Origin of the sequence: Arthrobacter sp. USHLN218, from assembly GCF_037144715.1 — a bacterium.
In the GTDB taxonomy this organism is placed as follows: Bacteria; Actinomycetota; Actinomycetes; order Actinomycetales; family Micrococcaceae; genus Crystallibacter.
In genome coordinates, this window is sequence record NZ_JBBCYT010000007.1 from 41579 (window position 1) to 55166 (window position 13588).

A 13588-nucleotide genomic window follows, 5' to 3' on the forward strand; every position below is an offset into this window, starting at 1 on the left:
GGGTAGGCAAGCCACGAGGCTGCCGCGGGCCGCGCCGAACGCCAGGCCGAAATCGAGCCTGGCCTAGTAGGAACCAGCGCCTGTCGCTGAACCGGGCGCCGGCATCAGCCATACCGTCACCCTGCCGGGGCGGCGCAGCGCCGGAGGGCGACGACGGTGACGTCGTCCTGCTGGCCGCTGGCGTTCGTGAACGAGATAGCCCGCGCCACCAGCTCGGCCGGCGGCAGTGCGGGGAGCCCGGCGGCCAGGGCCTGCTGGAGGGTTTCCTCCAGGGTGGGGAAGAAATCGAGGAAGCCGTCGGAAACAATGACCAGGGTTTCACCCGGTTCCAGCACGGTGCGGTGGAGGTCCCAGCGTTGGTCGGGCAGAATGCCCACCGGCGGCCCGGACTGCGACAGCCGGCAGTACCCGTCGCCACCGAAGATGAAGGCGAGGCCGTGCCCGGCGTCTACGTATTCCAGAGTCCCGGTGGCCGGGTCGAGCCGGGCGGAGAAAAGGGTGACGAAGGAACCTGTGTCGGAGAGCAGCTGCTCCGCGCCGGCCGCGGCCTTGTGGACGGTGTCGGCCTGGCTATTGAATTGTGCGGCACCCGAGAGCATGGCGCGCACGGACGCGGCAATGAGGGCTGCCGGGATGCCGTGGCCCATCACGTCGGCGACGTGCAGCTGTAGCCGGCCGTCAGGCAGGGTGTGCCAGGTGTAGAAGTCACCGCCGATGGCCGCGGAGGGCACGCAGCGGGCCGCGAGCTCATAACCCGGCAGGGCCGGGACGGTGCGCGGCAGCAGAACCCGCTGCACCTCGGCGGCATGGTCCATCTCCTGCTGCAGCGACAGTTCGCGTTCGACCCACTCGGCCATGTCCGCCAGTACCTTCGCCTCCCGGTCGTCGAGCTCGCGCGGCTCGGTGTCCAGGATGCACAGCGAACCGACGGGCTCCCCGCCTGGGGCCCTCAGCGGCTGGCCCGCGTAAAACCGGATGTGCGGGTCCCCGGCCACCGAGGGGATGTTTCGGAAGCGCTCATCCTCGGAAGCGTCCGGCACTACCAGCAGAGTGCCCTGCCGGACCGTCTGCGGGCAGATGGCTTCCTCGAGCGGCGTGTCCTCGGGCCCGGGCAGTCCGATCTCGGCTTTCGTCCATTGCCGGTCCGTGTCCACGAGGTTCACGGCGGCCATCGGCACGTTGAAGATATTGCGGGCGGTGCGCACAATGCGGTCGAACCGTTCCTCCCGCGGGGTGTCGAGGATGTTCAGGGCATGCAGCGCCTCGGCTCGGGCATCGGTCCCGGAGGTTAAACGTGTCGGCATGGGGCCATCCTAGCCAGTAGCCGGAGGGACGCTAGTTGAGGAACAGGGCTATGCCGGTGAGGACGAGCAGCAGTCCGATCACGCTGCAGGAGAGCATAACGGTGCGGATGGGCCCGAAGGGTTCGCCGGCCTGCCGCGGCCGTGAATGCCGGTACATGGCCGTCGGCAGGACCAGCAGGATCCCTGGCACGATGAGTGCGGCTGCCACGGCCCCAGCGTAGAACGGTATCGGCGGCCGGTGGCGGCGGTCAGCGGTTCCGGCGTGCGGGTAGGGGAGCGCCGGCCAGGAGCGCCTCGTCCTCGGAGCACAGGCCTGCATCGACTCCGGGCTGCTGGCCGCTGTAGCGTCCGTCCGCTGTCAACACTGCCCGTCGTAGCTGTCCCGCATCGCCTGCGCCACGAACCGCCAGCCCTCGATCAGCGGGGTCAGGTTGTTCTCCGCAGGCGCCCTGCCTAGCTCGCCGATCAGCTCTGTCTCAGCTGAAATGAAGGCGGCCATCCGGTCCGCGTAGTCGATCAGGTCCCTGACCTTCTCCGAGGGAAGGGCGGGCGGTTCCGGGGGCGGCGGCATGTCGATCATGGCGGTTATTTTGCTCTCCTTGAGGCGGATCGGCCAGAGCCGGAGGCCCTGCAGAAGCAACCCGACACAGGCAACCCCGCTCGCGAGCTCTACCGTTCCCAGCTCCGCAGGCCGCGGCTTACGCCCAGCAGACCCGTGACCGCTGGTACATCGACAGCTCGAGGTCGAACTGACCGGCGTCCACGATCCGCTGCCTAGGGGGCCGAAAAAGATTGGCTAGCAGCGATAAGACGTTCCGGCTAGGGCCGATGACACCTGGATCATGGGGCGATAACGCAGCTGTGACGAGGACCTAACAGCAGCGCCAAAAGAATGGTCTGCAGGGGGAGAGCACATCTGCAATCTAGACCGCTACAGGGGTCCCCCATGAACGTTTGCGTGCAGGGGCAGCGAGTTCTGCCATGACTGCCGGAATGTACCAACCACTCCCTGGCTCCTGGCCGCTCTCTGCCTTCACACCGGCCGCCGCGATACCGAAGCCAGGGCCGAACCAGCCGACCCGCACCAAACGGGCGATCGGTATCGACGTTGCGCGATCCATCGCCCTGATTGGCATGGTGACCGTCCACGTCTTTCCGGAGACGGATGCGAATAACCAAGCGACCTGGGCTTTTGCTATCTTCGGCGGCCGCTCCGCCGCGCTCTTCGCCTTGCTGGCTGGAGTGTCCATTGCGTTCGTGGAGAGGCGGTCTCGGGGTAGGCTGTACGGCCGGACACTCTGGGCGGACCGGGGAGCCCTCGTCATACGGGGCCTGCTCATTATGCTGGCCGGCCTGCTGCTGGGCTATCTGGACGGCTGGGTGGCGACGATCCTTCCCTACTTCGGCGCCCTGTTCCTGCTGGCCATTCCGTTATATGGCCGGTCCAACCGGGTGCTGCTCATCGCCGGAGTCCTGTGCGCCACCCTGGGCCCGCTCCTGTTGTTCCTCTTCGGCCACAGTTTCCCGGAACAGCCCGATCCGGCATCGGACTACACGCTGAAAGACATGTTCCAATATCCCGTGCCGTTCCTGTCCGACATCCTGCTCACCGGCTACTATCCCACGCTGCTCTGGATGGCCTACATCTGCGTCGGCATAGTCATCGGCCGCCAGGTCCTGACGTCGAAGAAGGTCGCGCTCGTCATCGCCGTCTGGGGCGCGGGACTGGCCTTGGCCACGTGGCACCTCTCCCACCTTTTGCTCGGAGCAGCCGGAGGTTTCCAGCGCCTGGTGGAAGCGACGCCGAACATGACCAGTGCCGAGATCAGTGATTTCCTGGCGCACGGGCCCGACGTGACGCTGATGCCGGACACCACCGGGTGGTGGCTGGCCGCCGTCGGACCTTACACAAACAGCCCGCTGAACGTGGTGCATAACCTCGGCTGCGCGATGGCATTGACGGGCGTGGTCCTGATACTGACGCATTCCGGCGGCAGGATCTTCTCGCCGTTCGCAGCCGTCGGCGCCATGACGCTGACCCTCTATTCTGCGCACGTAACTATTGTGGCGATCGAGGTGCTGGACGAAGATCGGCCAATGGTTTCACTGTGGATCCAGATTATCTCGTTCATGCTGTTCGCCCTCGTCTGGCGAAGCGCGATGGGCAGGGGCCCCCTGGAGCAAATCATCTCGGATTCCAGCGACTGGGTCCGCGATCTGATCCACCATCCGCAGGAAAAGCGGTGGCTGCGCCGCAGGCAGGCCAGGGGCCTAATACGGACGCAGGTGCTCCCGCCGCCGAGCGGTCGCGGATGATGGTGGTCGATTTCGTTGCGCGGCACGCCGGCTTCTGTCGTTGGCGGCAAAGAACTCGCCCGTGCAGTACCTGTCTGCATAACGAAAAACCCCGCCTGACCAAGCGTTTCGCTAGTCAGACGGGGTCTGAAGTGCACCCCCCGGGACTCGAACCCGGAACCCATTGATTAAGAGTCAATTGCTCTGCCAGTTGAGCTAGAGGTGCAGTGTTTTCGAGGACTTTCAGAAGCTTTCCGCTTCGTCTCTGTCCCCCGCAACGACATGTAACTCTACATGCTCTTTCGGAGAAAGTGAAATCGAAAGGGCGAATGTCGCCTACTTCACAGAAACCGCGAGAATCCGGTCCGGATTGCCGCCGTTGGTGAGCACCCAGAGCCGCCCGTCCGGTGCGGCCTCGACGTCGCGAAGCCGGCCGTACTCGCCCTGCAGCAGGGCGGTGGGCTTGCCCGCCTTCTCGCCGGAGAGCTGGACCCGCCACAGCCGTTGCCCACGCAGGGCGGCCAGCCACGCGACGTCGTCGACAATGGCCAATCCGCTGGGGGATGCCTCCGCGGTGGAGGGCCACACCACTACCGCGTCGACGAAGCGATCGTCGCCGGGCGCTCCGGTGACCTCCGGCCAACCGTAGTTCTTGCCCGCTTCGATGAGGTTGAGCTCGTCATCCCGGTCGGGCCCGAATTCCGAGGCCCACATCCGTCCCTCGGAGTCCCAGGCCATTCCCTGCACATTCCGATGGCCATAGGTGTAGACGGGGCTGTCCGGGAACGGGTTCCCGGGAGCAGGGTCGCCGTCCCGGGTGACGCGCAGGATCTTTCCGCCCAGGGAGGCCAGGTCCTGGGACAGCTCGCGCTGCCCGGCTTCCCCGGTGGAGATGTAGAGATAGCCGTCCGGCCCGAATTCCAGGCGCCCGCCGTTATGGATGCGCGATTTGGGAATGCCTGTCACAACCTCGCGGCCGCCGGTCAGCTCTCCGTCCTCCCAACGGTAGCTGAGGACCCGGTTGTCCTGCGGTGTCGTGAGGTATACGAAGAGCCGGTTGTCCTTGGCGAAATCCTGGCTGACGGCGAGGCCCAGGAGGCCGCCCTCGCCGGTTGTCTCCAGTTCCGCGGGCACGGGGACTGCGGCAACGGTCCGGCGATCCTTCAACTGCTTGATCAGCCCCGTATTGTTCTCGGAGACCAGGGCGCTTCCGTCCGGCAGGAAAGCGATGGACCACGGGTCGGCCAGCCCTTCGGCAACGGTCGACACCCCGGAGCCGCTGCCGGTGCTGACCGATCCGGGTGTGGCGGGCGGTGCGGTGCAGGCCGCGGACCCTGCGGCAAGGGAGAGAACGACGGCGGCGCGCAGGTTGCGAAGGGCCGTCCGCTGAGTTTCAGCCCGCCCGCCGGCCATGTTCCTCGCCGTCGACGGGGTCGACCTTGGGTTCGACGACGGTCTCGCCGGTGTGCGGACCCCATTCCGTGCCGTCATACAGCGGCGGCTTGCCCCGGTCTTCCGCCGGCAGGTCTTCGATGTAGGTGTCTTCGGTCGCGGGATCGTAGTGCGCGGTTTCGGCGGCGCTCTCGGTCCAGCCGTCGATGGGCTCGGGCTCTTCCGGCGCAGCCGGCAACCTGTCCGGGCGCGCCGAGGGGCCGGGTTGCCCGGCGTCGGGGGAGCGGCCGTCCCGCTCAGCCGGCCGCGGCGCCGTGGTGGACGAGGAACCCTTGGTGAAGAGCCACACCAGGAGGGCCGCGATCACGGCAATGATGCCAATCCAGATCAGCCACTCCACGGCTGGCCCCTTCCCATGGCGGCGGTTGCTCATGATGCGTACGTTAGTTTCCGTCGGATGGTCTGTCCATAGTGGAACCTGCCTCGGCCGGAACCCCGTCCTCCGTGCTGCCAGAGTCCTTCGCTCGCCGTGCAGCCGATCCCGTTCCGCCGGCGACGTCTGGTTTGCGCAGCCGGTCCTAGGCGGCCGCGATCAAGCCGTCCATGAATCGGCTGAAATCGGCACTGTCCTCGTCCTGCTCCACGACGTAGCCTGCTGCCGGAAGCTGCCCGCGCGGCTGCACGCCGAAGCGGAACGTGGTCCCGGTATTGGTGCCGACCTCGTAGCCGCCGCCGTTCAGTTCGACGGCGTGCGACAGGTTGGTCATGTTGATGGCAGACGGGGTGCCTCCCGCGGTCAGCCGGTTGCCGTCGAAGGGGGCGATGACCAGCTCCAGGGGCCGCCACCGGTACCCGATGACGAAGGACTTGCCCTTCCAGGGAGCCGGGTTCCGCCAGCAGTGATGGCCGGTGCTGCCGAAGACCAGGTTGTAGTCGCCGTGGTTCGGGATCTGCGAATCGAAGATCCGGCTGAGGATCTCCTTGAGCTTGTCGCTGCTGGGCCGGCTGCCGGGTTGGCCGTCGGGTTCGGTGCTGGGCGGGGTGCTGGCTTGGCTGGGAGGCATATGGTCCAGTCTAGGAAACCGGTCCGACAGATTACGGCACGTTGCCCCGCCCCCGCCGTCGTTCCCATGTCACATGGTCATGGGTCGCCGCGGGCTGGTCATAGAATCGAAGCCATGAGCGCCGACGCAACTCCAGATATCAAGCCCCGCAGCCGGGTAGTCACCGACGGCATTCACGCAGCCCCGGCCCGCGGAATGTTCCGAGCAGTTGGAATGGGGGACGACGATTTCGCGAAGCCGCAGATCGGCGTCGCCAGTTCCTGGAATGAAATCACCCCCTGCAACCTGTCCCTGAACCGCCTGGCCCAGGGCGCCAAGGAAGGCGTGCACGCCGGCGGCGGTTTCCCGATGCAGTTCGGGACCATTTCCGTGTCGGACGGCATTTCCATGGGCCACGAGGGCATGCACTTCTCCCTTGTCTCCCGCGAGGTCATCGCAGACTCCGTGGAGACGGTCATGCAGGCCGAGCGGATCGATGGGTCCGTCCTGCTGGCCGGCTGCGACAAGTCGCTGCCTGGCATGCTGATGGCCGCCGCACGGCTGGATCTCGCCAGCGTGTTCCTGTACGCCGGCTCGATCATGCCCGGTTGGGTCAAGCTGGAGGACGGCTCCGAAAAGGAAGTCACGCTGATCGACGCGTTCGAGGCAGTCGGCGCGTGCGCGGCAGGCAAGATGAGCCGCGAGGACCTGGACCGTATCGAGAAGGCCATCTGTCCTGGCGAGGGTGCCTGCGGCGGCATGTACACCGCCAACACCATGGCCTGCATCGGCGAGGCTTTGGGCATGTCCCTGCCCGGCTCTGCGGCTCCGCCCTCGGCAGACCGCCGTCGCGACGAATTCGCCCGCAAGTCCGGCGAAGCCGTGGTCAACCTGCTGCGCCTGGGCATCACCGCCCGCGACATCATGACCAAGAAGGCCTTCGAAAACGCCATCGCCGTCACCATGGCCTTCGGCGGATCCACGAACGCCGTCCTGCACCTGCTTGCGATCGCCCGCGAGGCAGAGGTCGAACTGACCCTGGATGATTTCAACCGCATCGGCGACAAGATCCCGCACCTGGGCGACCTGAAGCCGTTCGGCCGCTACGTCATGACCGACGTCGACAAGATCGGCGGCGTGCCGGTGATCATGAAGGCCCTGCTCGACGCCGGCCTGCTGCACGGCGACTGCCTCACCGTTACGGGCAAGACCGTCGCCGAAAACCTCGCGGCCATCAACCCGCCGGATGTCGACGGCAAGATCCTGCGCGCCATGGACAATCCGATCCACAAGACCGGCGGCATCACCATCCTGCACGGTTCCATGGCTCCCGAGGGAGCCGTGGTCAAGAGCGCCGGCTTCGACGCCGATGTCTTCGAGGGCACCGCCCGCGTGTTTGAACGTGAGCAGGGCGCCCTGGAAGCGCTGGACAACGGACAGATCAAGGCGGGCGACGTCGTCGTTATCCGCTACGAAGGCCCCAAGGGCGGTCCCGGCATGCGCGAAATGCTTGCGATCACCGGTGCGATCAAGGGCGCCGGGCTCGGCAAGGACGTCCTGCTGCTCACCGACGGGCGCTTCTCGGGCGGGACCACCGGTCTGTGTATCGGGCACGTCGCGCCGGAAGCGGTCGACGGCGGCCCCATCGCCTTCGTCAAGGATGGTGACCGTATCCGCGTGGACATCGCGGCCCGCTCCTTCGACCTGCTGGTCGACGAGGCGGAGCTCGAAGCACGCAAGGTCGGCTGGGCGCCGCTGCCGGCGAAATTCACCTCCGGCGTGCTGGCTAAGTACGCCAAGCTCGTCAACTCGGCGTCCACGGGCGCCTACTGCGGCTGACGAGTCTCCTGGAGGCCGCCGCGTTCCGGCGGCCTCCAGGGCCTCCCGCTTCAGCGTTGTCTCAAAACACGGACATTATGTCCGTATAATGAGACAAGGGGTTCCCTGGTTGACACCAATATCCGTCGGCCAGCAGACTGAAGCCATGCAAATCGTAGTCGTGGTCGTCCTTATTGAGCGCGTGGCGTAAGCCCGTCAGGTCCAGACCACGTCACGCGCGGAACCCCATCGGAGCCAACCGGCTCGGCGGGGTTTTTTTATTGCAGAAGAGAACAGAGCCGGGCGCCTCGCGGCGCGCGGCAGGCACATCCGAATAACCACAGATCCGCGAAGGAATTTCGATGAGTAAGGGATCGCCGATCAGCCCCTCGCTGATGGCCAATAAGGCGCCGGCCCAGGCCGACGCCACCAAGAACAAAGATGTCGCTGCTTCTGTCTCTTCCATCGTGGACGCGGTCAGCCCTGTCCAGGGGCCCAACAACATCGTGCCGCCCACAGAAATGACCGGCTCACAAGCCGTAGTCCGTTCACTGGAAGAACTGGGCGTCGACGACGTCTTCGGGTTGCCGGGCGGGGCCATCCTCCCCACCTACGACCCGCTCATGGATTCCGCCAAGATCAACCACATCCTGGTGCGCCATGAACAGGGAGCAGGCCACGCCGCCCAAGGCTATGCGATGGTCACCGGCAGGGCCGGCGTCTGCATTGCCACCTCGGGTCCGGGCGCCACCAACCTGGTCACCGCCATCGCCGATGCCCACATGGACTCGGTGCCGATGGTCGCCATTACGGGCCAGGTTTCCAGCGCCGTGATCGGGTCCGACGCCTTCCAGGAGGCGGACATCGTCGGCATCACGATGCCGGTCACGAAGCATTCCTACCTGGTGACTAAGGCCGCCGACATCCCGCGCGTGCTGGCCGAGGCCTTCCACATTGCGACCACGGGCCGCCCCGGTCCGGTGCTGGTCGACATCACCAAGGATGCCCAGCAGAGCAAGATGACCTTCTCCTGGCCACCGAAGATCGATCTTCCGGGCTACCGCACGGTGGTTCGCGGCCATTCCAAGCAGGTGCGGGAAGCGGCCAAGCTGATCGCGGCCGCCGAACGCCCCGTGTTCTACGTGGGCGGCGGCGTGGTCAAGGCGCACGCAGCCGCCGAGCTGCGGGAGCTGGCCGAGTTCGTCGGTGCCCCGGTCACGACCACGCTGATGGCCCGCGGCGTCTTCCCGGATTCGCACCCGCAACATGTGGGCATGCCGGGCATGCACGGTTCGGTGAGCGCGGTGACCGCCCTCCAGCAGGCGGACCTCCTGGTCACGCTGGGCGCACGCTTCGATGACCGCGTGACCGGCGTGCTGAGCAGCTTCGCCCCGGGCGCCAAGGTGATCCACGCGGACATCGATCCGGCAGAGATCTCCAAGAACCGCACGGCGGACGTGCCGATCGTGGGTTCGGTCAAGGAGATCCTGCCCGAGCTGCTCCAGGCCTGCCGCGAACGCTTCGCCGAGGAGGGCGCGCCCGACCTGGCCGACTGGCGGACGCAGCTGGACCGGCTCAAGGAGACCTACCCGCTCGGTTTCACCGAGCCGGACGACGGCCTGATGGCGCCTCAGCGGGTCATCGAGCGGATCGGCGAACTGACGGGCCCCGAGGGGGTCTACGTGGCCGGCGTCGGCCAGCACCAGATGTGGAGCGCGCAGTTCATCAAGTACGAGCGCCCGCACGCCTGGCTGAACTCGGGCGGCCTGGGGACCATGGGCTACTCCGTGCCCGCGGCCATGGGCGCGAAGGTGGGCAACCCGGACCGCGTGGTCTGGTCCATCGACGGCGACGGCTGCTTCCAGATGACCAACCAGGAACTGGCCACGTGCGCGTTGAACAACATCCCGATCAAGGTCGCGGTGATCAACAACTCCTCGCTGGGCATGGTGCGGCAGTGGCAGACGCTGTTCTACGACGGCCGCTACTCCAACACCGACCTGCACACCGGCCATGAGACGGTCCGGATCCCGGACTTCGTGAAGATGGCCGACGCGTACGGCTGCGTCGGGCTGCGCTGCGAGCGTGCCGAGGATATCGACGCCACGATCAAGCAGGCGCTGGAGATCAACGACAGGCCGGTCATCATCGACTTCGTGGTCAGCCCGAACTCGATGGTCTGGCCCATGGTGCCGGCCGGGGTCAGCAATGACCTGATCCAGATCGCCCGCAACATGACCCCGGACTGGGAAGAAGAGGACTAGCCCATGGCACGCCATACCCTTTCTGTGCTCGTTGAAGATGTGCCGGGCGTCCTGACGCGCGTCGCCAGCCTCTTCGCCCGGCGGGCCTTCAATATCCATTCTTTGGCCGTCGGCCCGACGGAAGTTGACGGGTTCTCCCGCATCACCGTCGTGGTCGAGGCCGAGGGCGACCTGCTTGAGCAGGTCACCAAGCAACTCAACAAGCTCATCAACGTCATCAAGATCGTCGAGCTTGTTCCCGAGTCTTCCGTGCAACGCGACCACATCTTGGTCAAGGTTCGCGCGGATGCCGCAACACGGCTGCAGGTAACCCAGGCAGCAGATCTGTTCCGCGCTTCAGTGGTCGACGTCTCTACCGACTCGCTGGTCATCGAAGCCACCGGCACCGCCGAAAAGCTCACCGCGCTGCTGTCAGTGCTGGAGCCGTTTGGCATCCGCGAAATTGTCCAGTCCGGAACTTTGGCCATCGGCCGCGGTTCCCGGTCCATGAGCGACCGGGCCCTGCGCTCGGCCTGAGTTCCGCACCCGATCAGCAGACAAAAACCAAACAGGAGATATACAAAGTGACTAAGCTTTACTACGACGACGACGCCGACCTGTCGATCATCCAGGGCCGCAAGGTCGCCGTTATCGGCTACGGCAGCCAGGGCCACGCGCACGCCCTGAACCTGCGCGACTCCGGTGTCGACGTCCGCGTCGGACTGGCCGAAGGCTCCAAGTCCAAGGCCAAGGCCGAGGCCGAGGGCCTGCGCGTCCTCCCCGTTGCCGAGGCCACTGCCGAAGCCGACCTGATCATGATCCTCACCCCGGACCAGGTCCAGCGCTTCGTTTACGCCGAGGAAATCGCGCCGAACCTCAAGAGCGGTGACGCCCTGTTCTTCGGCCACGGCTTCAACATCCGCTTCGGCTACATCCAGCCGCCGGCCGACGTCGACGTCGCCCTGGTCGCGCCGAAGGCTCCGGGGCACACCGTGCGCCGCGAATTCGAGGCCGGCCGCGGTATTCCGGACCTGATCGCCGTCGAGCAGGACGCCTCCGGCAAGGCCAAGGAACTGGCGCTGTCCTACGCCAAGGCGATCGGCGGCACCCGCGCCGGCGTCATCGAAACCACCTTCACCGAAGAGACCGAGACCGACCTGTTCGGCGAGCAGGCTGTCCTCTGCGGCGGCACCTCCCAACTGGTGCAGTACGGCTTCGAGGTCCTGACCGAGGCCGGCTACAAGCCGGAGATCGCCTACTTCGAGGTGCTGCACGAGCTCAAGCTCATCGTCGACCTGATGTGGGAGGGCGGCATCGCCAAGCAGCGCTGGTCCGTCTCCGACACCGCAGAGTACGGCGACTACGTCTCCGGTCCGCGCGTGATCAGCCCGGAGGTCAAGGAGAACATGAAGGCCGTTCTCGCCGACATCCAGTCGGGCGCCTTCGCCAAGCGCTTCATCGACGACCAGGATGCCGGAGCTCCGGAGTTCAAGTCGCTGCGCGCCAAGGGCGAGGCACATCCGATCGAGGGCACCGGCCGCGAACTGCGCAAGCTGTTCTCCTGGGCCAAGTCCGACGACGACTACACCGAAGGCTCCGTCGCCCGCTAGCATGCGAGGCGGGTTCCCGCGCCGCACCGCGGCGCGGGAACCCGCTTTTTCGGGTCCGGGTGCGGGCCCGAGCAGGACTCTTTAGGGCCCGGACCCGGGCCCGAGCCGGAACGGAGCGTGGCCGGATTCACACTGGGACGATCGGTAACAGTGTGAGTGCACGAGTGCTCCGTCCTACACTTGATGCAACCCCGCCACTGCGACGCTGCGAAGGAATACGCTCCGTGGAAAAACCAGTAGTTCTCCTTGCCGAAGAACTCTCTCCTGCCACCGTCGAGGCCCTCGGTCCCGACTTCGAAATCCGCCAGGCCGACGGGGCTGACCGTTCCCAGCTGTTGCCCGCGATCGCGGACGTCGACGCCATCCTCGTGCGGTCGGCCACCAAGGTCGATGCCGAGGCCATTGCCGCGGCCAGGAACCTGAAGGTCATCGCCCGCGCCGGCGTCGGCCTGGACAACGTGGACATCAAGGCCGCGACCCAGGCCGGTGTCATGGTCGTCAACGCCCCCACGTCGAACATTGTCTCCGCCGCTGAACTGACCGTCGGACACATCCTCTCGCTGGCCCGCCACATTCCGGCCGCCAACGCCGCCCTTAAGAACGGCGAATGGAAGCGTTCCAAGTACACCGGTACCGAGCTCTACGAAAAGAAGATCGGCATCATCGGCCTCGGCCGCATCGGCGCCCTGATTGCGGCGCGGTTGCAGGCCTTCGAGACGCAGATCCTCGCCTATGATCCCTACGTCACCAGCGCGCGCGCCGCGCAGCTGGGCGTGCAGCTGGTGGGTCTGGACGAGCTGCTCGAGCAGTCCGACTTCATCACCATCCACATGCCCAAGACCCCCGAGACGATCGGCATGATCGGCGACGAGGCGTTCGACAAGATGAAGGAAAGCGCCTACGTCGTCAACGTCGCCCGCGGCGGGCTGATCGACGAGGACGCGCTGTACACCGCGCTGAAGGAAGGCAAGATCGCCGGCGCCGCCATCGACGTCTTCGTCACCGAGCCGAGCACGGATCTGCCGTTCTTCGGCCTGGACAACGTCGTCGTCACCCCGCACCTCGGGGCGTCCACCGATGAGGCGCAGGAGAAGGCCGGCATTTCGGTCGCCAGGTCCGTCCGCCTCGCGCTGGCCGGCGAGCTGGTGCCCGACGCGGTCAACGTCGCCGGCGGCGTCATTGCCCCGGAGGTCCGTCCGGGCATTCCGCTGATCGAAAAGCTGGGGCGCATCTTCACCGCCCTCACGCATGACTCGGTGACCCAGATCGACGTCGAAGTTGCCGGCGAAATCGCGGAGCTGGACGTCAAGGCGCTCGAACTGGCCGCGCTCAAGGGCGTGTTCAAGGACATCGTGTCCGAGCAGGTCTCGTACGTGAACGCCCCGGTCCTCGCCGAGCAGCGCGGCATCAATACCCGCCTGATCACCACGACGGAATCGGAAGAGTTCCGCAACGTGCTGACCATCCGGGGCGCCCTGTCCGACGGCAGCCAGATTTCGGTCGCCGGCACCCTGACCGGCCCGAAGCAGATCGAAAAGCTCGTCTGCGTGAACGGCTACGAAGTCGAGATCCCGATCAGCGAGCACCTGGTCGTCTTCATCTACGACGACCGCCCGGGCGTCATCGGCACCCTCGGCCAGCTGATGGGTGCGCACGACATCAACATCGCCGGCATGCAGGTCTCCCGCAACGAGGACAGCAAGCAGGCCCTCGCCCTGCTGACCGTGGACAGCTCGGTTCCGCAGGAGGTGCTTGAAAAGCTGCGCGATACGATCGGAGCTTCACTGGCCAGAGAGGTCGACCTCCAGGACTAGACTGGATGAGGTCAAGGCCCGTTGAGCCGCAGAAGTTCGGCTCAACGGGCCTTCATTCTTGTATTTTCT

12 protein-coding genes and 1 tRNA gene are annotated in these 13588 nt (G+C 66.0%); 6 read left to right on the forward strand and 7 right to left on the reverse strand.

The genetic code is table 11. From position 1 onward, the window contains the following. Window positions 1-116: 116 nt before the first annotated feature. From WFH44_RS15875 to WFH44_RS15885, 3 genes are all read right to left on the reverse strand, one after another. Window positions 117-1304, reverse strand: a complete 1188-nt coding sequence (locus WFH44_RS15875; protein ID WP_336714896.1) for a PP2C family protein-serine/threonine phosphatase — start codon at window positions 1302-1304, stop codon at window positions 117-119. 31 nt (window positions 1305-1335) lie between these two features. After that, window positions 1336-1512 (reverse strand): hypothetical protein, encoded by a 177-nt coding sequence (locus WFH44_RS15880; protein WP_336714897.1) that lies wholly within the window; start codon window positions 1510-1512, stop codon window positions 1336-1338. 150 nt (window positions 1513-1662) lie between these two features. Further along, entirely contained in the window at window positions 1663-1884 is a 222-nt protein-coding gene (locus WFH44_RS15885) for a hypothetical protein (protein ID WP_336714898.1), read from the reverse strand. A 413-nt stretch (window positions 1885-2297) separates the two neighbouring features. Here WFH44_RS15885 and WFH44_RS15890 point away from each other — a divergent pair, with 413 nt between their 5' ends. Then, the gene (locus WFH44_RS15890) at window positions 2298-3620 is read left to right on the forward strand and encodes a heparan-alpha-glucosaminide N-acetyltransferase domain-containing protein (protein ID WP_336714899.1); all 1323 of its coding nucleotides are present in this window, start codon (window positions 2298-2300) and stop codon (window positions 3618-3620) included. 132 nt (window positions 3621-3752) lie between these two features. Here the strand turns inward: WFH44_RS15890 and WFH44_RS15895 are convergent. From WFH44_RS15895 to WFH44_RS15910, 4 genes are all read right to left on the reverse strand, one after another. Next, window positions 3753-3825, reverse strand: a tRNA-Lys gene (locus tag WFH44_RS15895). 110 nt (window positions 3826-3935) lie between these two features. After that, window positions 3936-5012 (reverse strand): PQQ-dependent sugar dehydrogenase, encoded by a 1077-nt coding sequence (locus tag WFH44_RS15900; RefSeq protein ID WP_336714900.1) that lies wholly within the window; start codon window positions 5010-5012, stop codon window positions 3936-3938. After that, a complete protein-coding gene (locus WFH44_RS15905; protein WP_336714901.1) occupies window positions 4993-5424 on the reverse strand; it encodes a hypothetical protein in 432 nt (143 codons plus the stop codon). Before WFH44_RS15905 ends, WFH44_RS15900 begins: the two co-directional genes overlap by 20 nt. A gap of 145 nt (window positions 5425-5569) precedes the next feature. Then, the gene (locus tag WFH44_RS15910) at window positions 5570-6055 is read right to left on the reverse strand and encodes a hypothetical protein (RefSeq protein WP_336714903.1); all 486 of its coding nucleotides are present in this window, start codon (window positions 6053-6055) and stop codon (window positions 5570-5572) included. Window positions 6056-6169: 114 nt separating this feature from the next. Here WFH44_RS15910 and ilvD point away from each other — a divergent pair, with 114 nt between their 5' ends. The 5 genes from ilvD (at window position 6170) to serA (ending at window position 13519) form a co-directional block, all read left to right on the forward strand. Continuing rightward, window positions 6170-7873: a dihydroxy-acid dehydratase gene (ilvD, locus tag WFH44_RS15915; RefSeq protein WP_336714904.1), complete on the forward strand. Its 1704-nt coding sequence runs from the start codon at window positions 6170-6172 to the stop codon at window positions 7871-7873. A 341-nt stretch (window positions 7874-8214) separates the two neighbouring features. Next, window positions 8215-10116: an acetolactate synthase large subunit gene (locus WFH44_RS15920; RefSeq protein ID WP_336714905.1), complete on the forward strand. Its 1902-nt coding sequence runs from the start codon at window positions 8215-8217 to the stop codon at window positions 10114-10116. 3 nt (window positions 10117-10119) lie between these two features. Then, window positions 10120-10632 (forward strand): acetolactate synthase small subunit, encoded by a 513-nt coding sequence (gene ilvN / locus WFH44_RS15925; protein ID WP_336714906.1) that lies wholly within the window; start codon window positions 10120-10122, stop codon window positions 10630-10632. Window positions 10633-10679: 47 nt separating this feature from the next. Beyond that, a complete protein-coding gene (gene ilvC / locus WFH44_RS15930) occupies window positions 10680-11705 on the forward strand; it encodes a ketol-acid reductoisomerase (protein WP_336714907.1) in 1026 nt (341 codons plus the stop codon). 224 nt (window positions 11706-11929) lie between these two features. Next, window positions 11930-13519 (forward strand): phosphoglycerate dehydrogenase, encoded by a 1590-nt coding sequence (gene serA / locus WFH44_RS15935; protein ID WP_336714908.1) that lies wholly within the window; start codon window positions 11930-11932, stop codon window positions 13517-13519. Window positions 13520-13588: the final 69 nt, after the last annotated feature.

Excerpts from the sequence above, each read along its gene's own strand:
- WFH44_RS15900 (WP_336714900.1), bottom strand. The coding sequence starts at position 5,012 with ATGGCCGGCGGGCGGGCTGAAACTCAGCGGACGGCCCTTCGCAACCTG.
- ilvN (WP_336714906.1), top strand. The coding sequence starts at position 10,120 with ATGGCACGCCATACCCTTTCTGTGCTCGTTGAAGATGTGCCGGGCGTC.
- WFH44_RS15890 (WP_336714899.1), top strand. The coding sequence starts at position 2,298 with ATGTACCAACCACTCCCTGGCTCCTGGCCGCTCTCTGCCTTCACACCG.
- WFH44_RS15875 (WP_336714896.1), bottom strand. The coding sequence starts at position 1,304 with ATGCCGACACGTTTAACCTCCGGGACCGATGCCCGAGCCGAGGCGCTG.
- ilvD (WP_336714904.1), top strand. The coding sequence starts at position 6,170 with ATGAGCGCCGACGCAACTCCAGATATCAAGCCCCGCAGCCGGGTAGTC.
- WFH44_RS15910 (WP_336714903.1), bottom strand. The coding sequence starts at position 6,055 with ATGCCTCCCAGCCAAGCCAGCACCCCGCCCAGCACCGAACCCGACGGC.
- WFH44_RS15885 (WP_336714898.1), bottom strand. The coding sequence starts at position 1,884 with ATGATCGACATGCCGCCGCCCCCGGAACCGCCCGCCCTTCCCTCGGAG.
- WFH44_RS15920 (WP_336714905.1), top strand. The coding sequence starts at position 8,215 with ATGAGTAAGGGATCGCCGATCAGCCCCTCGCTGATGGCCAATAAGGCG.
- WFH44_RS15905 (WP_336714901.1), bottom strand. The coding sequence starts at position 5,424 with ATGAGCAACCGCCGCCATGGGAAGGGGCCAGCCGTGGAGTGGCTGATC.